This window comes from Pseudomonas sp. G.S.17 (assembly GCF_038096165.1).
In the GTDB taxonomy this organism is placed as follows: Bacteria; Pseudomonadota; Gammaproteobacteria; order Pseudomonadales; family Pseudomonadaceae; genus Aquipseudomonas.
Window position 1 is genome coordinate 3,267,361 of sequence record NZ_CP151076.1, and the last position, 20,751, is coordinate 3,288,111.

The following is a 20,751-nucleotide window of genomic DNA, read 5'->3' on the forward strand; positions in this document are numbered from 1 at the left end:
TTTATTCCGGGCTGATTTTTTTGGCCTCTTGCGCCGATTGAAGACAAGGCACGTGCCCGGGGCCAAATCTCCCAGGCGCGTGACAGTTTCTGTAGTGATCAATATAGAATAACCCTCAGCGTGCATTCGCCGAGCGCGTTTGCAGGTTCGCTTGAGGGGGACATTTTTGAAACATCGCCTGATCTGGAGGAACTATGCACTCAGTTTTTATCGTCGGTGGTTCGGGTAAAGTGGCCCGAAGCCTTGCTCGACAACTGGCAGACCGAGGCCATCAACCACATTCGTTATACCGTCATGCGGAACAGGCCGAGGGACTCGAAGCACTCGGCGCCATCCCCGTTGCCGGTAACTTGCTTGACCTCGACACAGAGGCTCTGGCCAAGCTGATGGCGGGGAGTGATACCGTGGTATTCGCCGCGGGTGCCGGCGGCAAAGGCGGCGCGCAGATGACGGATGCCATCGACGGTCACGGCCTTGAGCTGTCCGTAGCCGCGGCTGAGTTGGCGGGCATTCAGCGCTTTATTCTTGTGTCGGCGTTTCCAGAGGCATCGCGTGGAAAATCAGTTTCCGAGACCTTCGAAAACTACATGGCCGTGAAAAAACGCGCCGATGTGCACTTGGCCGCAAGCGATCTAGATTGGGTCATTCTACGCCCCGGCACCTTGCTGGACTCACCCGGCAGTGGCAAGGTCCACGCTGGCCTGGCTATCCCCTATGGCGACGTGCCGCGCGACGATGTCGCCGCAGCCTTGTTGCAGATCATCGAACAGCCCGGCGTCAGTCGCGTCATTATCGAACTGACCCAAGGCAGCACACCGGTCAACGAGGCTATCCAGAGTTTTGTGCCGGATAGCACTCAAGCATGAACGAACCCACAACATTCAAGCTGCTACTGGTCGGCGCAAGCGGGCTGGTTGGCAGCCATGTACTGGATCTGGCCCTGTCGGATCCGCGCGTCGGCAAGGTCTACGCGCCAACACGCAAGACTTCGGCGGCGCACCCTAAACTCATCGCCACGCCCATCGATTTTGATCACTTGGACGAACAGGCTGATCGCTGGCAAGCAGATGCTGTGATCTGCACGCTGGGTACCACGCTTAAAACAGCTGGCTCCAGAGCAGCCTTCGAGCGAGTCGACCACACCTATCCATTGGCAGTGGCCAGGCTCGCACGCGCGCATGGAACGCCGACCTACGTGCTCAATTCGGCTATCGGCGCAGATGCGAGATCTTCGTTTTTCTATAACCAGGTCAAAGGCCGCCTGGAACAGGATCTGGCGAGGGTGGGGTTTGAATCGCTGACGTACGTGCGGCCGGGTGTCATCGGAGGCAAGCGTGAGGAGGTGCGCCATGCCGAGCGTGCACTGATCCGGATGCTCAAACTTGCATCGCCGCTGTTACCTGAACGCTGGCGTCTCAATCCCCCGGCGCTGATTGCGCGGGCATTGCTTGAAGCCGCGATCAGTCAGGAGCCTGGCATTCATGTGGTGCCATCGAGCAGCATGACCAAGCCTGCCGATCGAAACTAAGCCAACAAGCGTCGGCTCATATCAAGCGCAGCATCAAAAGGCTCGCGTGTTCTGTTGACCTTGACCAACAACGAGGCGCCCAGCCACATCTGGTAGAGCGCTTCAGCCAATATTGCTGAGTCAATCGACGCACTTATGGAGCCATCCGCTTTACCCTGCTCAACACAACGAACCATCCGCTCAATGATCAGGGCAGTACCCTTCTCAAGCACACCGCGCATGTTTTCGGACAGGTCACACACTTCCGCCCCCAATTTGACCACCAGGCATTTTTGATCGGTGTGATCAAACGCCTGTGTCTCGGCCCAATAGCGTAGATAGCTCAGCAGACGTTCGGCGCCGGAGCCCTCACTGGCCAACTGCACATCGACACGCGTGAGGTACTCGTCAAAGTACTCTTCGAGCAGCGCTTGGCCGAACTCGTCCTTTGATCGAAAGTAGTGATAGAACGACCCTTTAGGTACACCCGCTGCCGCGAGCAGCTCGGTAAGGCCGACGGCGGTGTAACCTTTCTGGGTCATCAGCGACCTGGCGACATCGATGATGTGCTGGCGCATGTCATGGGCGGGTTTCTTCATAATGCCGCGCATGCTAGCAAAAAAATGATCTAGCGTCAGGCGCCCGTTAGAGCGCCTGACGTTTGTTCACCTGTATCGGAAGCAATTTTACGTAGCGCTTCAGCGACAAAAATATAAATATATTTCGAAGCAAAACATAATTATTATTTGAGCATGATCAAAGAACTGAAAACACTTATCGCTGTGGCGAGAGAAGGCACATTTGCGGCTGCCGGCAGCAAAATCGGCCTCACCCAAGCCGCCGTCAGCGCCCAGATGCAACGCCTTGAGGCGGAGCTAGGGGTACAGCTATTCGACCGTAAGGGACGCTCGGCTCAGCTAAATCGAATGGGTCACCAGGTTTTGGCGCAGGGTCAGGAACTGGTACGCCAATTTAAAGATCTGGGCTCGACATCGGTGGGTCTTCCTGCGAACGTTTTGGTCACCATTGGAGCGATTGCCTCGGTTCAGCGCTCCTTCTTGCCAGAAGCCCTGGCTGAATTTCATCAACGATCTGCGCAATGCAGGACGCGAGTGCTCCCCGGCTTGTCGATGGAGTTGGTGAACCAAGTCGATTCAGGCGAAATCGATATGGCCGCGATCATCCGCCCGCCCTTCTCGCTTCACAGTGATCTGCGCTGGACAACCTTGGCGCGAGAACCTTACCGGCTGATCGTCCCCGCCGATATGCCGGGAGACGATTGGGCTGAATTGGTATCGAGCCAACCCTTTATCCGCTATGACCGTTCATCTTTTGGCGGGCGCCAGGTTGATAGGTTCTTGCGTCAAACCCATTTTTCATTGCATGAAGTCTGCGAACTCGATGAGCTGGACGCGATCATCAAACTGGTTGCGAATGGCGTCGGTGTGGCCCTGGTACCGGAAACGGCCACTCGTAAGGAATGGCCTGCTGAAGTGCGCGCGATCGACCTGAAACAACGTACATTCCATCGCGACATCGGTCTGATTCATCGTGCACGCCGCAGCCTTACCGAGCCAGTAAAATTACTGGCTCAGCTGATTATTGAGCAGGCCGTGAAGAAGCATTAGACGCCAAACATCATTGGAATATTGGAGAACATGCCGAACGGAGTAAACAGCAATTAAGGCGCTGCATGCGTTTGGAAAATCTTGCTAACAACCGTCCACTTGCCTTCTACTTTCAGCAGATGGAAGAAGTCGGTGAAAGAGAGGCCGGACATGCCGGTGGCGTCAATGCGAGCACTCGCGGCATTACCGACGATTTCAATACGAGTAATAGCAGCTTGCGCATCCGGAGATGGGCGGAAACCCTTGTCAATCCCCTCGAACATGATTGGAATCGCCCCGCCTTCCAGCTTGCCATCGGCGCCGACGCTGTACATCGTCGCATGTTCATTGAAAGCGGGTTTCATGATACTGCTCTTGGCCTGTTTGCAACCCTCAATATACGTATTAAGCACCTTAGTGATAGCTTGATAGTCTTCTACATATGTAGCTTTGCTGACTGTTTTACTACTGACTACTTGCGGACTGCTCGGTGAGTTGTCTGCGTGAGCCAGCGCGCCAAGGCTCGAAATCAAGCCGACAAAAAACAACTGCTTAATAGATATAAATTTCATTTAGCCGCTCTTCACAAGGAATGTAATTATTGAAATATGCTCAACCACAAAAACCCATCAGACGCTCATGGAATTTGCTGTGCGCAGGCAGCCGCGCAGTGAGATAACGATATGTTTTCAATAACGACGCCCGCAGTTTCACCGTGACCTGCGGGTTCGTTGTTTTTGAAATTACTTGCTCAGGTTGCTTTTGAGTTCCTGAGATGCCTGCGCAATTGCGCTGCGCGGCGTCGGCAGATGGCTGAAGCCATTCGACAGACCGAAATCGTGAATCATGCCGTTGTAGCGAACCGTCTTCACAGGCACACCCGCAGCGTCGAGCTTGCGGCCGTAAGCTTCAGCTTCATCGCGCAGGACATCGAATTCGGCTGTCTGGATCAGCGTCGGCGGCAAGCCCTTCAACTGTTCGGTCGTGGCCTGCAGTGGAGAAGCGTAAATCTGTTTGCGTGTCTCGGCGTCGGGTGCGTAATTGTCCCAAAACCACGCCATCATGTCCTTCGTCAGGAAATAGCCGTTGGCAAATTCCTTGTACGACGGCGTGTCAAAATTGGAATCTGTCACTGGGCACAGCAACACTTGCGAGCGCAGTGCAGGTCCACCCTTCTCGTTCGCCATCAGGGCAACTACGGCGGCAATGTTCCCGCCAGCACTATTGCCGGCTACGGCGAGGCGAGTGCCGTCTACCTTGATATCTTCGCCATGTTCGGCGACCCATTTTGTCGCGGCATAGGCTTGCTCGGTGGCGACGCCATATGCCGCCTCTGGCGAGAGGCTGTAGTTGACGAAGACCGCCACCGCACCCGAGCCTACCACCAGGTCACGCACCAGTCGTTCGTGGGTCGGGAAGTCGCCCAACACCCAGCCGCCGCCATGGAAATACATGAACGCGGGCAGCGTCTTCTGTTGGCTACCGACCGGGCGCACGATGGTCAACTTCAGATCGCTGCCGTTGACGCGGATCGTCTTCTCACTGACATCAGCTGCCGGCAAGGCCACTTGAGGGGCAGCCTGGGCGCCCGCCAGCGCGGCACGGGCATCGACCGGCTTCATGGAATCGAGCGTCGACACACCTTCAAGCGATTGCAAGAGTTTCGCCGTGTTGTGCTCAACTCCCGGGTATGTGGTGGCGGAGGCACTACCCGGCGCAAGAGTAACGACCGTAAAAGCGAGAGCGGAGGTAAGGGTTTTCATGACGGTTCCATTTGTATGGCTGAGTGCCGGGAAGCAATCAGCTACAGCAGACTCAAGGACGACAGAGGTTCAAGGCGCGACGTGGGTGTGAAAGATCTTGCTGACGACCGTCCACTTGCCATCGACTTTCAGCAGATGGAAAAAGTCGGTGAAAGAAATGCCTGACATGTCGTTGGCGTCGATGCGCGCGCTAGCCGCCGTACCGACAATCTCAATGCGGACGATAGCTGCCGGTGCATCTGGAGAGGGGCGAAAACCCTCATCAATCCCCTTGAACAGGATTGGAATTGCGCCACCGGCCAGCTTACCGTCGCCATCGACGCTAAACATGGTCGCTTGCTCATTGAAAGCAGGCTTCATGAGGCTGCTTTTTGCTTGCTTGCAGCCCTCGATGTACTGGTTCAGCACCTCGGTGATGGCGTGGTATTCGTGTACGTAAGTAGGTTTGCTCATGGTTAACTCCTGCTTCATTGGATTGAGGATTAGCGCACCGCAGCGGCGCGCGTTCGACGTGGACAAGTTCAGGCTTTGGTATCAAGCCATACAGAGCCGTAACGCGTGTAGGCAGCAGGGATCTCAATGATTTCTTTCAAATCATCTGCTGCAGTGCGCACCCAGAACGGATCACGCAGCATTTGTCGGCCGACAAACACCAAATCAGCTCGGCCGTTTTGCAGGATTTCTTCGGCCTGACGCCCACTCTGGATGACACCCACCGCACCCGTCGCAATATGCAATTCTTTGCGCAGCAACTCAGCGGCCGGTACTTGGTAACCAGGATAGGTCTGAACCTTGATCATCTTGATCCCGCCGGAGCTGCAGTCGATCAGATCGACGCCCTGCTCTTTCATCCAGCGACCGTATTCAAGGAACGCCTCGGGGGTATTCCCGCCTTCGGCGTAATCAGAGCTGGAGATACGAACAAACAGAGGACGATCGCCCCAATGGGTTTTGACTTCCTCCAGCACTTCGCGCAGGAAACGATAGCGACGCTTGGCATCACCGCCATATTCGTCGTCGCGGGTATTGGCGAGTGGAGAGAGAAACTCATTCAGCAAATAACCATGTGCGGCATGGATCTCTAGTACATCAAAGCCCGCTTCGCTGGCACGTCGTGCAGCATCGCCGTAGAGCTTTACCAAACCCGGAATTTCGTCAGCCGCGAGTGCGCGAGGCACAGGGCTGGTTTCCGTGAACGGGATAGCCGATGGCGCGATGTGAATTAGATTGGGCAGGTCAGCGTTGCGCCCCGCATGGCCGATCTGAGCACCGGCTTTTGCACCAAAGCTGTGAAGCAGTTCGGTCAGCGCTTTCAAGCCGACGATGTGTGCGTCACTCCAGATACCGAGGTCACCTGCCCCGATACGACCGTCGGCGTGGACTGCCAGCGTTTCTGGGAAAATCAGCCCCGCCTGGCCCAACGCGCGAGCACCGTAATGCACTCGGTGCCACTCAGTGACAAAGCCGTCACCGGCAGCCATGTGCATGCACATCGGCGACATAACGACGCGGTTTTTCAGTTTAAGGCCTTTGATTTCATGAGGAGACAGCAGCAAACTCATCTAACTAATTCCATAGTGATCGATATGGAATAATGATAATGTGCATAGCCGATTTGCGTAAGTACGCACATTTTTGTGCTGTAGGTACATTTTTTATACCTATGAGATCCCTTTGAAGAAATGCACCCCACAGAGTGAAGTTGAAGCGTTTGCCTGTCCTGTCGCCTTTACGGTGGATGTCATCGGCGGCAAATGGAAATCGCTCATACTGTTCCATCTGATGTCAGGAACGAAGCGGTTCAACGAATTGCGTCGGCTGATGCCAGATGTGACCCAGAGAATGCTCACACTACAACTCAGAGAGCTGGAGACAGATAAGGTTATCCATCGCGAAATCTATCGAGAGGTCCCGCCTAAGGTCGAGTATTCCCTAACAGCATTAGGCAACACGCTTGCCCCACTGATCAGCGCGATGCGGGAGTGGGGAGCGGTGCATGAGCATGCAATCCTGGCATTCAGGCGCGCTGAGATTGATGCAATTTCATTTGAATCGCTCGCCTAACTTTAGATTCTTGTCAGGCAAGCGAACGCCTCAGCGCAGGATAAAGAACTAGCACTGGGGCGTGGGCACTGGTGGATCTCGATCCACCTGGATGCCCCCCCTTAGCGAGTGCTTCTGGCCAAATGCTCGTTAACCAGACGAGCGAATTGACCCGCTATTTGGCGATGGACGTGACGCCCCTCCCCCTGGGATCAGATACGGATTCAGGCACGCCGTGCTCAACGCGGATTGCCTGAATATCACCGTTGAAGCCCTGGTTAGCCAGGTAGTAGCCAGCGACATCAAGGTCCGCCGCCAGTTGCCCGGAAATTGGCGCATAGGGCTCCCAGAAGATCGTGTTGGCAGGCAGCAACTGGTGGTGAAAGCGCATCGCACCCACCGCGTCTTTTAGCCCTAGGTGGAAGTCATACACGTTACTGACAACTTGGAAGATAGACGTAAAAATCCGCGAGCCACCCGGTGTACCAATGACCAGGGCGACCTTGCCGTCCTTCAGGAAAATCGTCGGAGTCATCGAAGACAATGGCCGCTTTCCGGGTTCGATAGCATTGGTCTCAGTGCCCACGACGCCCATCTGATTGGGCACCCCCGCCAGTGCCGAAAAGTCATCCATCTCATCATTTAGCAAAATACCGGTTTTTTCTGCGACCACACCGGAGCCGAAAAAGCCATTGAGCGTGTAGGTGTTGGAAACGGCATTGCCCCATTTATCGACGATTGAGAAGTGCGTGGTCTGGGGTTTTTCCGGCGATTCAATATTCAGACCGGCGACAACCTTATTGGTGTCCGAAGGGACCGACAAATTGACCTGCGACGCCCGGCCCGCCAGGGAGTGCTCGTCGATCAATTCATGCACCGGCACCGTGTAAAAATCCGGATCGCCCAGGTACTGCGCCCGATCGGCAAACACCCGCTTCTCGATCTCCGCCACCAGGTGCATATAGCGCGCGGAATTGAGCGGCACGCCCTGGAAATCCTCGCGGCGCATCTCTTTCATCTTCAACAGTTGCACCAGCGCGACCCCGCCGGAGCTGGGCGGTGGAGCGGTGACAATCTGGAAGCCATTCCAGTTGGCTTGTATGGGATCTCGCCACACGGCTTTGTAGTCGGCCAGGTCCTGCGTGCTGATCAGCCCGCCATTGGCATTCATATCGGTCACGATCAACGCAGCGGTTTTACCGGCGTAGAATCCTTTAGGACCTTGCGCGGCGATGCGTCGGAGTACCGCCTCAAGTTCGGGCTGCTTAAAGGTGGTACCGGCCTGCAGCTTGCCGAAATGTTCAGCGAAGTTGGTTTTACCGGCGAAGCGTTTTTCGTTTTCGCTCGTAGCGATACTGGCCAGTGCTTCATCGACGACGAAACCATGGCGCGCATAGTGAATGGCCGGTTCGATCAGCTGCGTCCATTTGAGCTTGCCAAAACGTTTGTGCGCTTCCCACAGACCGGCGACCGTCCCCGGCACGCCCACCGACCGGTGGCCGATCACACTGCCTTGCGGTTGGTCGGCAGCAATCACTTTTTTACCCGAGCTGTCGACGAACATGTCTCGCGTCGCTTTCAGCGGCGCACGCTCGCGGTAATCGAGAAAGTAGGGTTTGCCCTTGAGGTAGACGGTCATGAAACCGCCGCCGCCGATGTTCCCGGCTTCGGGGTAGGTCACGGCCAGGGAAAAGGCAACGGCGACAGCCGCATCCACGGCATTCCCGCCTCTGGCAAAGATTGCGTTGGCGGTGTCCGCAGTAAATTGGTCAGGTACGGCCACCGCAGAGTGCGTCAACGCCGTGCGTGGGCTGGCGACCGCCAGTTGATAAGTTCCCATAAATAGCAACACCATCCATAGTGCGACGCAGCGACGCGTCCGATAGAACACTGATTTCTTGCACATAGACCACCTGTTTTTTTATAAATATTGGCAGCACAGTGGCAACTAACAGGGCACGATTATTTATCTGAACCGAGCACCCGGGCGCCTGAAAAGAATCAACACGCAACAACTTCTTATTGGTTTGTCAGCCAAAAAAAGAGCCCTCGACGCGGTTAACGTGGAAGGCTCTTGTGTGTCGCTGATTAAGCGTTCTGCTCGACCCCTACTGAACTTTTTCGCTCCAGGGGGGCTTTCTCCCACTTGGCGATAACCAGGGGTGCGATTGCATTACCCAGCACGTTCAAGGTGGTAGTGCCGCTGTCGATGATCCGGAAGATCCCGGCAATCAACGCGACCCCTTCCAGCGGCAGCCCGGCAGACGCCAAAGTAGCCGACAGAATGATGATGGCGAACCCAGGTACACCCGCAGCGCCCTTTGACGTCAGCACCATCGTGACCACCAGCAGAATTTGCTGAGTCAACGAAAGATCGATGCCATAGAGTTGGGCTATGAAGATCGTCGCCACACCCAGGAAGATCGAAGCACCGTCCAGGTTAAACGCATAACCCACCGGCACCACGAAGCTGACGATTCGCCGAGGCACACCATAGGCTTCCAGCTTGGTCATCAGCTGCGGCATGACAGCCGCAGAAGCTGCACTGGAGAAGGCCAGAATCAGCTCATCGCGGAAGTACTTGATCAACTTGAAGACGTTTTCGCCGATCAGGTAGCAGATACCGCCGAGTATCACCAGGGCAAAGGTAATCAGCGCCAGGTACACCACACCGATCAACTTGAGCAACGGCAGCAAAGAGGCAAATCCGAAGGTCGCTACAGTGGCGCCGATCATGCCGAATACACCGATCGGTGCGTAGGCCATGACAAACGACACCACCTTGAACATTGCGTCGGAGAAGCCCTGCACAACTGCTACAACCGGCGCACTTTTGGCTTTGGGCAACGTGTTCAACGCCATGCCCAGCAGCACCGCAAAGAACAGCACCGACAGCAACTTCCCTTCCGACATCGCGACAATCACGTTATCGGGCACGATGTTCTGCAGGATGATCAGCGCGCCTTTCGACGGTTCCATATGCACGGCTGCTGCGTTGTGCGCGATGCCCGCGATTTCGGTGCCTTTACCCGGCTCGAAAATGTTGGCGAAACACAAGCCGAGCACGATGGCGAGGCTGGTGATTGCAAAGAAGTAGATCAACGACTTTGCGCCCATGCGACCGAACGATTTGTTATCACCGCCCCCAGCAATGCCGAGGATCATGCAGCAGAAAACAATCGGCACGACGACCATCTTCATCATCTTGATGAAGATATCACCGAGCGGTTTAAGGATTTCGGTACTGACCCAAACTAGATTTTCCGGGTGGGTATTGAAATACCAACCCACGAGCACGCCAAGCAACAGCCCGGCAACGATTTGCCAAACTAAGGTGATACGTTTCATGTCTAGCCTTTTTGTTGGAATGAAAGGACTGCGTGACGGCAGTAGCTAGATTCATGAGCTTCCAGCTCATTTATGTTTTCATGGAGCACGCTTTAACGTGCTCCAGATTTTTATTATTTAGCGAAGAGCTGGCTCATATCCTTGAACGCTTTGAACTCAAGCGCGTTGCCGCACGGGTCGAACAGGAACATGGTGGCTTGCTCGCCGACTTGGCCTTTAAAGCGAATGTAAGGTTCGATAACAAACTTGGTACCGAAGGATTTCAAACGCTCGGCCAGTGCTTCCCATTGAGCCCATTCCAGAATGATGCCGAAGTGCGGAACCGGTACGTCGTGGCCGTCTACCGGGTTGCTGTGCACGCTTTCCTGAGAAGCAGTCTTCGGGTGTTCATGGATGACCAACTGGTGGCCGTAGAAATCGAAATCTACCCACTGCTCGCTTGAGCGGCCTTCGGCAAGGCCGAATACCTCACCGTAAAAGGTGCGCGTAGCAGCCAGGTCATACACAGGGATTGCGAGGTGGAAAGGAGAAAGACTCATCAGGACTCCGATAACAATTTTTTATTGGTTTATGGTGCCGGACACCGTGGTCGCTGCCCGACGGCTTTTTGAAGGTGGATTTATGCTAAAGCCGAACCAACTTAAAAAAATCAATATAAATTTTTCAAAAGCACAATTTTATTTTGTTAATCGGTAATCTCTTTTTACTGCTCCCAGCCCCCCTGAGTCGCATGGGTAATTTGATCGACAAACACCCTTGTCTTCGTCGGAACCCACCGCCCCGGGGGCATCACGGCATAGATCCCACCCGGTGCCGGGCCTTCCCATTGCCTCAATATTTGTACAAGCGTGCCATCGCGCACCGCCGCACCGGCCAGCCAATCAGGCGTCAGAATGATTCCCAGCGCCCTCCACAGCAGCCTGTAAAAGCGCCTCCGAACTATCGGAGATCAGCGGCCCCGTCTCAATGCTGATTCCGTGTCTAGGCGCCTGGCATTACGCCCCAACTGCCGATGGACACGCGGATCGCCCCCCCTGACAACCGCGCCATTGCAACATCGCGCAGAGCATGAGCATCTCGCGAGCCAATTTCTGGATAGATGCAGAGAGACAGACCCGAAAAGTCCGCTTAGGGATATCAACTCATAACCCATATCCCTCTTCCGAGCGACCACGGATTTGCCCCATTCGGGTTGCTCATCCAGTATACGGAGGCGCACTGCATACCAGCCACGACCACCCAGATCCGCGTCAGAAATCGCCATTCGCGATCGCTTATACACTCGGTGCAATTGGGGGCATAACTGGGGGCATAATTCAATTTTTTCAAGCTGAAACTACTGTTCTAGAGCCAAGTCAAAATGTTCTTTGGCGATCCGGACAGTCTCTGATTGGCAGCAATGCCTACAACGTACGGGCTCGACGGATTACTTGCTTTATTATCATTTTCGCCAGGAACAGCTTAAAAATTATCAAATTCATGTGAACGTTAACGTTTTTGCGCTCACAGAATTATTGTTTTCGCGTACTATCCCCTTCTGGTTATCATTTTTTAGCTCTCGCTAGGGGATTCGAGCATGCAAGTAGGCTTCAAGGCACTCGCCGATCGCTACGCTATCGCACTTGCACAACCCCTACGTGTGGAATCGGTGATCGGTACGACGCGCAGGAGCCGCGTGAGCAACGGACGCGTCGAGAACAAGTATCCCGCCAGCTACCAGCCAACGGACGACTTTGCCGGGCATTTTGAATTTGGACTCAAGTACGAAGAAATTCACCTCGAGTTTTTCGCCCGTCTGTTTGCGGCTGCCGGTCCAGAGCCCATCGAGGCCTGGTGCCGGCAAGCGCCCTTTGGCCAATATGCCCGCCGCACCGGATTCCTGTACGAGTGGCTAACCGGACAACATCTGGATGTGCCCGATGTGACCAATGGTGGCTATGTCGACGCCTTTTCATCGCAGCAGTACCTGACCCGCGTTGAGCCACTGCGGATACGGCGCTGGCGCATCAACGACAATCTGCCCGGCGTGCCGCAGTTCTGCCCCCTGGTCCGGCGTACCGATACCGTCCAGCAGGCGCTGCAATTTGATCTGGATGCGGCACTGCGCGAGCTGAACCAGACCTTTGGCGCCGACATCCTGATGCGCACGGCCAGTTGGCTGACGTTCAAAGAGTCGCGTGCGAGTTTTCTGATCGAGAAAGAGGCCGATCAGGCCGACAGGATCCAGCGGTTTGCCCACGTGATCGCCAAGTACTGCGGCCATATCAAGGATCCGTTGAGCAACGATAGCCTGCACACGTTGCAAGCCGGTATTTTGGGTCAAGAGTCCATCGGACTGGGCCTGCGGCAATCGCCGGTCTTCGTAGGACAGGCGACCATGCGCGAAGATATCGTGCACTACATCGCGCCGCAATTTGCGCAGATACCGCAACTGCTCGAGGGTCTGAAGGCATTCGAGCTGGCAACACGGGGCGCCGAGCCGCTGGCCCGGGCAGCTGCAATCGCCTTCGCCTTTGTGTACATCCACCCCATGCGGGACGGCAATGGTCGGATCCATCGTTTCCTGATCAACGACACCCTGATCCGCGATAAGGCAGTGCCTGATGGCGTGATCCTGCCGGTGTCGGCCACCATCACCAGCTCGATCGATTTTCGGGCTCGCTACGATCGCACGCTGGAGGTGTTTTCGCGGCCATTCATGCAGCGCTACGCAGCGTCCCATCGGTTTGGCGAACTCGTCGTCTACGAGGACGGCACCTCGAGCAACCTGGTTTTCGATGACTATGACGACGCGCAATTCGCATGGCGCTATCCCGATTTGACCGAACACGTCTTGTACACGGCAGAGGTCGTGGCGCACACGATCCGTACCGAGATGGCCGATGAGGCCCGTGTACTGGTCATTTTCCAGCGCGCCCAGCAGCGACTCAAAGAGGTGCTGGAAATGCCGGATCAGGACGCGAACCGCATCATTCGCTCGCTCAAGGAAAATGGCTGGCAGGTCTCCGGCAAATTGAAGAAAGCGTATCCGCAGCTGGACGATGTTCACCGAGCGGAACGTGTTGTGCAAGCCGTGCGCTCAGCATTCGAAGATCGAGACGTGGGGAGCGTCGAAGAGTCTTCGACTTCACGGCTTTGAAGCCGACAGGCCCGCTCGTGTGTTGACCACCTATTGAGATTACTGCGTCGCGTGGGGCAGATGCCCAAGTGGGATGGCTGCCTGTGCCTTGACCGTGGCAATGGCGAAATTGCTCCGAATGTCCCTGACGCCCGGCAGCTTCAGCAGCGAACCGAGCAGAAAACTCTCATAGGCCGATAAATCCGGCACCAGCACCTGCAAGAGAAAATCGGATTCGCCGGATACAAGGTGGCACGACACCACCTCCGGCAAGAGAACCACCGCATTGCGAAAGGCAGTCCATGCCTCGTCATGATGACGCTCGACCTTCACTCCCACGAAGACGGTCAACCCCAAGCCAATGCCGGCTCGATCCACATCGGCGTGATAACCACGGATGATGCCGGCCTCCTCAAGCAGGCGAACACGGCGCAGACACGGGGACGGTGACAGCCCCACTTCTTCCGCGAGCTGCACGTTGGTCAGTCGGGCGTCGCGCTGAAGTGCACCGAGAATTCGCCGGTCAAGGTTATCAAGTTTCATATTGGCATAAACTCAACTATTTATAATGTTGAATAGCATGATATGCCAATAATAACCCTCATGACGACGTACATCGCAACATGGCCCGATCCGTCAGAAATTATAATTCTGGCTTCCTAATTTAATGGCGGACGGCTTGCAGGCATGGCAAATCTCGGTATGTTCATTGGCGCATTGTTCGTCGTTTTTCTCGTCCCAGGGCCTGACATGGTGTTGTTGCTGCAGACCTCCAGTACCCAGGGACGCGGACAAGCAATAGCTACCGCAATAGGTCTGGGTCTGGCGCGCGCTGCCCACGTCACGTTGGCGGCGGCAGGTCTTGCAACACTCCTCAAAACGGTGCCTTGGGCGTTTGAAATGGTCAGAGTGGTCGGAGTGGCGTATCTGGTCTGGCTGGGAATCAAGCTGGCGCGGGCCTCAACCCTCGCACCGCACCTTTCCACGGCAGCAACCGAGGCGTCATCGACGGCCTACCTTGCCGCCATGCGGCGCGGCTTGTTGACCAATATCACCAACCCCAAGGCGCTGCTGTTCTGTTCGGTGTTGCTGCCGCAGTTCGTGCAGGCCGACGCTGGCAGCGTGCCCGGTCAATTCCTGTTGCTTGGCGTGGTACTGGTGGCGATCGGGTTGCTGTTCGATTTCATTTACGCGATGGCGGGCGTCGCCTTGGGCAACTGGATAGAACGGCATCCCTTGATGCAGACTGTGCAGCGCTGGACTTTCGCTGCGGTGCTTATCGGGTTCGGAGCTCGCCTGGCCGTGACTGGCAGCCCCGAGTAACCGTCTGACTGATTCCTGGCAGAGTGATCCTTCTGTGAGCCGGTAACTTTGATAGCCTTCGATTGTTACCGGCTGGAGGATGATCAATATCATTCCGAATGATATTGACCTTTGCTTCATTCGATTCGTGCAATAACACCCCTCAGAACAGAATCCGCCCATCTCAATACTATCGGCGGATTTTTCAATGGCTCAGACATTCAATCATTTGCGCTACCCCCTCGCCGCTTTGGCCCTGGTGGTGATCAGCGCCTGCGGTCGGGCGCCTGAAGCGACGATGGCTCCGGCAGCTGCGAAAGTCAGCGTTGCCAAAGTGCTGGAGCAACCGATCAATGAATGGGACGAGCTCACCGGACGCCTAGAAGCGCCGGAAACCGTGGAAATCCGTCCTCGGGTCTCGGGCCAGATCGATTCGGTTGCCTTCACCGATGGCGCCCTGGTCAAGAAAGGCGATGTACTGTTCCAGATCGATCCCCGCCCATTCCAGTCTGAAGTCCGCCGCCTCGAAGCCCAGCTTCAACAAGTTCGCGCCACCGCAACCCGCACTGATAACGAAGCCCAACGCGGCGAGCGTCTGCGTACCAACAACGCAATTTCTGCCGAACTGGCCGAATCGCGCACGACCAGCGCCCAGGAAGCAAGGGCCGGCGTGGCAGCGATCCAGGCCCAGCTTGATCTGGCCCGTTTGAATCTCAGTTTTACTCGCGTGACCTCCCCAATCAGCGGCCGCGTCAGTCGTGCGGAGATTACTGCCGGCAACATCGTGACCGCCGATGTCACGGCGCTGACCAGCGTGGTGTCCACCGACAAGGTTTACGCCTATTTCGATGCCGACGAACGTGTGTTCCTCAAGTACACCGAACTGGCACGCAAGGGCCAACGCGGCCAGACCACTCCGGTCTATATGGGTCTGTCCAACGAGACAGGCAATCCCCACGAAGGCCAGATGAACTTCGTCGACAACCAGGTCAACCCGAAAACCGGCACCATTCGCGGTCGGGCCGTGTTTGATAACGCCGACGGCAGCTATACCCCAGGCTTGTATGCGCGGCTCAAACTGGTCGGCAGCGGCACGTATTCAGCGGTGCTGATCAACGACGAGGCCGTCGGTACCGATCTGGGCAAGAAATTTGTTCTGGTCATGGACAAGGACAACAAACCGGCTTATCGCCCGGTTGAACTGGGTCCGAAGGTCGAAGGCTTGCGCATCGTACGCAGTGGCCTGAATAAGGACGACACCATTGTCGTCAAAGGACTGCAGCGCGTACGTCCCGGTCAGCCTGTAGATCCTGAAGTAACGCAGATGGCCAGCGCTGAAACCCTCGCCGCTCTTCTCAAACAACGCCAAGCCCTCGAAGCCAGCAATCTGCCGCAAGTGACGCCGCCTAAAGTGGCCGTCAAAGTCGCCAGCACTGCTACGCCACGCGGTTAAGGGACTATATAGATGAATTTCTCACAATTTTTTATCTCGCGACCCATCTTCGCGGCAGTACTGTCGCTGATGATTCTGATCGCTGGCGCCATCTCGCTGTTCCAGTTGCCCATCAGTGAATACCCCGAAGTCGTGCCGCCCACTGTGGTAGTGCGCGCCAACTTCCCGGGCGCCAACCCGAAAGTCATCGGTGAAACCGTCGCAGCACCGCTTGAGCAGGCCATTACCGGTGTCGAAAACATGTTGTACATGTCTTCGCAATCCACCGCTGACGGCAAGATCACCCTGACGATCACCTTCGCGCTGGGCACCGATCTGGACAACGCCCAGGTGCAGGTGCAAAACCGTGTGACCCGGACCGAGCCAAAACTTCCCGAGGAAGTCACGCGCATCGGTATCACGGTGGACAAGGCTTCGCCGGATCTGACGATGGTGGTCCACTTGACCTCGCCGGACAAACGCTACGACATGCTCTACCTGTCCAACTACGCCATCCTTAATATCAAGGATGAGTTGGCTCGCCTCGGCGGCGTAGGTGATGTGCAGCTGTTCGGCATGGGTGATTACTCGTTGCGGGTCTGGCTGGATCCAAACAAGACCGCTTCGCGCAATATCACCGCCACCGATGTCGTCAACGCGATTCGCGAGCAAAACCGGCAGGTAGCCGCCGGTCAGCTGGGCGCTCCGCCCTCGCCTTCGGCAACCAGTTTCCAGATGTCGATCAATACCCAAGGCCGTCTGGTCAGCGAGGAGGAATTCGAGAACATCGTGATCCGCGCGGGCGCAGATGGCGAGATTACCCGGCTGCGTGATGTGGCCCGGATCGAGCTGGGTTCCAACCAATACGCCTTGCGTTCGCTGCTGGATAACCAGCCCGCTGTTGCGATTCCGATTTTCCAACGCCCTGGCTCCAACGCCATCGACATCTCCAACGGTGTCCGCGCGAAAATGGCCGAGCTGAAAAAAGGCTTCCCGCAAGGGATGGATTACGCCATCGCTTATGACCCGACGGTGTTTGTCCGGGGTTCTATCGAAGCAGTTATTCATACGCTGTTTGAAGCACTGATCCTCGTGGTTCTGGTAGTCATTCTATTCCTGCAAACCTGGCGGGCGTCGATCATCCCCTTGGTCGCGGTACCGGTTTCCCTGATCGGCACCTTCGCTGTGATGCACCTGTTCGGCTTTTCGCTCAATGCCTTGTCGCTGTTCGGCCTGGTACTGGCTATCGGGATCGTGGTCGATGACGCCATCGTGGTGGTGGAAAACGTCGAGCGAAATATCGAACTGGGGCACAACCCCGTCGAAGCGACCAAGCGCGCCATGCGTGAAGTCACCGGGCCAATCATTGCCACGGCGCTGGTGCTCTGTGCGGTATTTGTGCCAGCAGCCTTTATTTCCGGGTTGACGGGGCAGTTCTATAAGCAGTTTGCGTTGACGATCGCGATTTCGACCGTGATCTCGGCGTTCAACTCACTGACATTGTCGCCAGCATTGTCTGCAGTGCTGCTCAAAGCTCACGACGCCCCCAAAGACCGCTTTTCGAAATTCCTTGATCGAATCCTTGGCGGATGGCTGTTCAAGCCTTTCAACCGAGTATTTGAACGGGCCAGCAAGAGTTACGTAGGCGTCGTCGGGCGCGTGATCCGTGGCAGTGGTATCGCGCTGATTCTCTACGCAGGATTGATGGGGCTGACCTATTTTGGTTTTGCCACCACGCCAACCGGTTTCGTGCCGCCGCAGGACAAGCAATATCTGGTGGCCTTCGCGCAACTCCCAGATGCCGCAAGCCTTGACCGCACTGAAGATGTCATCAAGCGCATGTCGGATATCGCCCTGAAACAGGACGGTGTTGAAAGCGCGATTGCGTTCCCTGGTCTGTCCATCAACGGCTTCACCAACAGCCCGAACGCAGGCATCGTGTTTGTGACGCTCAAACCGTTCGACCAACGCAAGGACGCCAGCCAGTCCGCCGGCGCAATTGCCGGAGCGCTGAATGGCAAATACGGCGCCATTCAAGAGGCCTATATGGCAATCTTCCCGCCGCCACCGGTACAAGGTCTCGGCACCATCGGCGGGTTCCGCCTGCAGATCGAAGACCGTGGCAACCTGGGTTACGACGAGCTGTACAAAGAAACCATGAACGTGATCGCCAAGAGCCACAACGTTCCTGAGTTGGCAGCGTTGTTCACCAGCTACACCGTCAACGTGCCACAGGTCGATGCGGCTATTGATCGCGAAAAAGCCAAGACTCATGGGGTTGCCATCAGCGACATATTCGACACCCTGCAGGTTTACATGGGTTCGCTGTACGCTAACGACTTCAACCGCTTCGGTCGGACCTATCAAGTCAACGTTCAGGCAGAACAACAGTTCCGCCAGGACGCCGATCAGATTGGTCAGCTTAAAGTCCGCAACAATCTGGGCGAGATGGTCCCGCTGGCGACCTTTATCAACGTGACCAACACCGCAGGTCCGGATCGGGTCATGCATTACAACGGCTTTATCACCGCTGAGATCAACGGTGCAGCCGCGCCGGGCTACAGCTCGGGCCAGGCTCAGGCAGCCATGGAAAAACTGCTCAAGGATGAACTGCCCAACGGCATGACCTACGAGTGGACCGAGATTACCTATCAACAAATCCTCTCCGGCAACACGGCGCTGTTGGTGTTCCCGCTCTGCGTACTGTTGGCGTTCCTGGTGCTGGCGGCGCAATACGAAAGCTGGAGCTTGCCGCTGGCAGTGATCCTGATCGTACCGATGACCCTGTTGTCGGCCATTACCGGGGTGATTCTGACCGGCAGCGACAACAACATCTTTACCCAGATCGGATTGATCGTACTGGTGGGGCTTGCCTGTAAGAACGCGATTCTGATCGTCGAGTTCGCCAAGGACAAACAAAGCGAAGGCATGACGCCACTGGCTGCGGTGCTCGAAGCCTGCCGCCTGCGGTTGCGGCCGATTCTGATGACCTCCTTCGCGTTCATTATGGGCGTTGTGCCTCTGGTGTTCTCCAGCGGTGCCGGTGCTGAAATGCGCCACGCCATGGGTGTAGCGGTGTTCTCGGGGATGCTCGGTGTGACCTTCTTCGGCTTGTTGCTGACCCCAGTATTCTATGTGCTGATCCGCAACTTTGTTGAACGTAAAGAAACCCGCAAGGCTGACAAGGCGCTGAAGCTGGAGACGCATCAATGAGCGTAAAACTGTTTCTACCGAGCCTGCTGGTTCTGGCTCTGGCCGCCTGCGCTGTCGGACCGGACTACAAAACCCCCGACACGGCCCCGGCCAAAGTCGCGGCGGCCAGTCAAGGCAATTACGATCGCAGCCATCTGGACGCCATCTGGTGGCAGCAATTCGATGACCCGACCCTGAATAAACTGGTGGCTCAGTCGCTCAACGGCAACCGCGAACTGCGCGTGGCCTTCGCCCGACTCAAGGCTGCCCGCGCCATCCGCGACGACGTCAGCAACGACGCCATGCCGGTCATTACCAGCCGGGTCAGCAGTGACCAGGCCAAAGGGCAACAACCGGGCATCACTGAGCGGCGCGTGCACAGCGAACGTTATGACCTGGGTCTGGACATGGCCTGGGAGATCGACTTGTTCGGGCGCATCCAGCGTCAATTGGAAGCCAGCAACGCCGATCAGGATGTCGCTGAAGCCAATTTGTACGACCTGCAAATCACGCTGACTGCCGAAGTGGTTGATGCCTACGGCCAGTTGCGCGGCGCACAGCTTCGCGAACGTATTGCCCGTGACAACCTCAAGAATCAACAGGATTCCCGAGGTGTAACAGCGCAACTGCGTGATGCAGGCGTAGGCAACGAGCTGGACGTAGTGCGTGCCGATGCGCGACTGGCAGCGGTGGAAGCTACAGTGCCGCAACTGCAGGCCGAGCAGGTCCGGCAGCGGAACCGGATCGCCACCTTACTGGGTGAGCGGCCGGAAACCCTCAGCGTCGACTTGAGCCCGTCGCAACTGCCAGCCATTTCCAAACAGCTGGCTATCGGCGATCCAACCCAGGTGCTGCGTCATCGTCCCGATGTGTGGGCCGCCGAACGGCAACTGGCCTCCTCCACAGCACGGATTGGTGTGGAAACTGCGGATCTGTTCCCGAGAGTCAGCCTCAGCGGATTTCTGGGCTTCACTGCCGGCCGTGGTTCACAGATCGGCTCTTCGGCAGCCAAGGCTTGGGCTTTAGGGCCTAGCATTACCTGGGCTGCATTCGATCTGGGCAGCGTGCGGGCTCGCATTCGCGGTGCTGATGCCGATGCTGAAGGCGCGCTGGCCAACTACGAGCAACAAGTGCTGCTGGCACTGGAAGAATCGGAAAACGCCTTCAGCGACTACGACAAACGCCAGCAACGCCTGCTGTCGATCATTCGCCAAAGCGAGTCGAGTCGCGCGGCGGCGAACCTGGCCTCGGTTCAATACCGGGAAGGCACCGCAGACTTCCTCGTCCTGCTCGATGCCGAGCGCGAGCGTCTGGCCGCTGAAGACTCTCAGGCCCAGGCCGAAATCGACCTGTACCGTGGCATCGTCGCGATTTACAAGGCAATGGGCGGTGGCTGGCAACCGCGGGCCTGACCCAACGTCAGGTTGCTGAATAGCTGG

At 56.4% G+C, this 20,751-nt stretch carries 18 protein-coding genes; 9 read left to right on the forward strand and 9 right to left on the reverse strand.

Translation table 11 applies throughout. The features are described 5' to 3' along the window. The first annotated feature begins 194 nt into the window (after positions 1-194). Entirely contained in the window at positions 195-866 is a 672-nt protein-coding gene (locus tag AABC73_RS15400; protein ID WP_341519932.1) for an NAD(P)-binding oxidoreductase, read from the forward strand. Next, positions 863-1,528 (forward strand): NAD-dependent epimerase/dehydratase family protein, encoded by a 666-nt coding sequence (locus AABC73_RS15405; protein ID WP_341519933.1) that lies wholly within the window; start codon positions 863-865, stop codon positions 1,526-1,528. Before AABC73_RS15400 ends, AABC73_RS15405 begins: the two co-directional genes overlap by 4 nt. Here AABC73_RS15405 and AABC73_RS15410 read toward each other — a convergent pair. Continuing rightward, complete coding sequence (locus AABC73_RS15410) at positions 1,525-2,106, reverse strand: TetR/AcrR family transcriptional regulator (RefSeq protein ID WP_169985955.1); 582 nt, start codon at positions 2,104-2,106, stop codon at positions 1,525-1,527. The two genes, AABC73_RS15405 and AABC73_RS15410, sit on opposite strands and share 4 nt — an antisense overlap. 153 nt (positions 2,107-2,259) lie before the next feature. Between AABC73_RS15410 and AABC73_RS15415 the strand changes: the two genes are divergently transcribed. Beyond that, positions 2,260-3,135 (forward strand): LysR family transcriptional regulator, encoded by an 876-nt coding sequence (locus AABC73_RS15415; protein ID WP_341519934.1) that lies wholly within the window; start codon positions 2,260-2,262, stop codon positions 3,133-3,135. Positions 3,136-3,188: 53 nt separating this feature from the next. Here the strand turns inward: AABC73_RS15415 and AABC73_RS15420 are convergent, their stop codons facing one another. The 4 genes from AABC73_RS15420 to namA form a co-directional block, all read right to left on the reverse strand. Beyond that, positions 3,189-3,647, reverse strand: a complete 459-nt coding sequence (locus AABC73_RS15420; protein ID WP_341524250.1) for a nuclear transport factor 2 family protein — start codon at positions 3,645-3,647, stop codon at positions 3,189-3,191. 210 nt (positions 3,648-3,857) lie between these two features. After that, positions 3,858-4,877: an alpha/beta hydrolase gene (locus AABC73_RS15425; RefSeq protein ID WP_341519935.1), complete on the reverse strand. Its 1,020-nt coding sequence runs from the start codon at positions 4,875-4,877 to the stop codon at positions 3,858-3,860. 69 nt (positions 4,878-4,946) lie between these two features. Further along, a complete protein-coding gene (locus AABC73_RS15430; RefSeq protein ID WP_099549809.1) occupies positions 4,947-5,330 on the reverse strand; it encodes a nuclear transport factor 2 family protein in 384 nt (127 codons plus the stop codon). A gap of 68 nt (positions 5,331-5,398) precedes the next feature. Next, a complete protein-coding gene (gene namA / locus AABC73_RS15435; RefSeq protein WP_341519936.1) occupies positions 5,399-6,439 on the reverse strand; it encodes an NADPH dehydrogenase NamA in 1,041 nt (346 codons plus the stop codon). 112 nt (positions 6,440-6,551) lie between these two features. On the opposite strand from namA, the gene AABC73_RS15440 reads away from it, so the two are divergent. Continuing rightward, positions 6,552-6,941, forward strand: coding sequence for a helix-turn-helix domain-containing protein (locus tag AABC73_RS15440; protein WP_341519937.1), 390 nt, complete (start codon positions 6,552-6,554; stop codon positions 6,939-6,941). Positions 6,942-7,095: 154 nt separating this feature from the next. On the opposite strand, the gene ggt is transcribed toward AABC73_RS15440, so the two are convergent. The 3 genes from ggt to AABC73_RS15455 form a co-directional block, all read right to left on the reverse strand. Continuing rightward, a complete protein-coding gene (ggt, locus tag AABC73_RS15445) occupies positions 7,096-8,760 on the reverse strand; it encodes a gamma-glutamyltransferase (protein ID WP_341519938.1) in 1,665 nt (554 codons plus the stop codon). Positions 8,761-9,008: 248 nt separating this feature from the next. Continuing rightward, positions 9,009-10,268 (reverse strand): cation:dicarboxylase symporter family transporter, encoded by a 1,260-nt coding sequence (locus AABC73_RS15450; protein ID WP_341519939.1) that lies wholly within the window; start codon positions 10,266-10,268, stop codon positions 9,009-9,011. A gap of 113 nt (positions 10,269-10,381) precedes the next feature. Further along, the gene (locus tag AABC73_RS15455; RefSeq protein ID WP_010656575.1) at positions 10,382-10,807 is read right to left on the reverse strand and encodes a VOC family protein; all 426 of its coding nucleotides are present in this window, start codon (positions 10,805-10,807) and stop codon (positions 10,382-10,384) included. A gap of 1,037 nt (positions 10,808-11,844) precedes the next feature. On the opposite strand from AABC73_RS15455, the gene AABC73_RS15460 reads away from it, so the two are divergent. Next, complete coding sequence (locus AABC73_RS15460; RefSeq protein WP_341519940.1) at positions 11,845-13,407, forward strand: Fic family protein; 1,563 nt, start codon at positions 11,845-11,847, stop codon at positions 13,405-13,407. A 39-nt stretch (positions 13,408-13,446) separates the two neighbouring features. Here the strand turns inward: AABC73_RS15460 and AABC73_RS15465 are convergent, their stop codons facing one another. Next, complete coding sequence (locus AABC73_RS15465; protein WP_341519941.1) at positions 13,447-13,929, reverse strand: Lrp/AsnC family transcriptional regulator; 483 nt, start codon at positions 13,927-13,929, stop codon at positions 13,447-13,449. 144 nt (positions 13,930-14,073) lie between these two features. On the opposite strand from AABC73_RS15465, the gene AABC73_RS15470 reads away from it, so the two are divergent. From AABC73_RS15470 to AABC73_RS15485, 4 genes are all read left to right on the forward strand, one after another. Continuing rightward, positions 14,074-14,709, forward strand: a complete 636-nt coding sequence (locus AABC73_RS15470; protein ID WP_341519942.1) for a LysE family translocator — start codon at positions 14,074-14,076, stop codon at positions 14,707-14,709. Between the two features lie 187 nt (positions 14,710-14,896). Beyond that, complete coding sequence (locus tag AABC73_RS15475; RefSeq protein ID WP_341519943.1) at positions 14,897-16,141, forward strand: efflux RND transporter periplasmic adaptor subunit; 1,245 nt, start codon at positions 14,897-14,899, stop codon at positions 16,139-16,141. Between the two features lie 12 nt (positions 16,142-16,153). Next, a complete protein-coding gene (locus tag AABC73_RS15480) occupies positions 16,154-19,333 on the forward strand; it encodes an efflux RND transporter permease subunit (RefSeq protein WP_341519944.1) in 3,180 nt (1,059 codons plus the stop codon). Then, entirely contained in the window at positions 19,330-20,724 is a 1,395-nt protein-coding gene (locus AABC73_RS15485; protein ID WP_341519945.1) for a TolC family protein, read from the forward strand. Before AABC73_RS15480 ends, AABC73_RS15485 begins: the two co-directional genes overlap by 4 nt. The last annotated feature ends 27 nt before the right edge of the window (positions 20,725-20,751 follow it).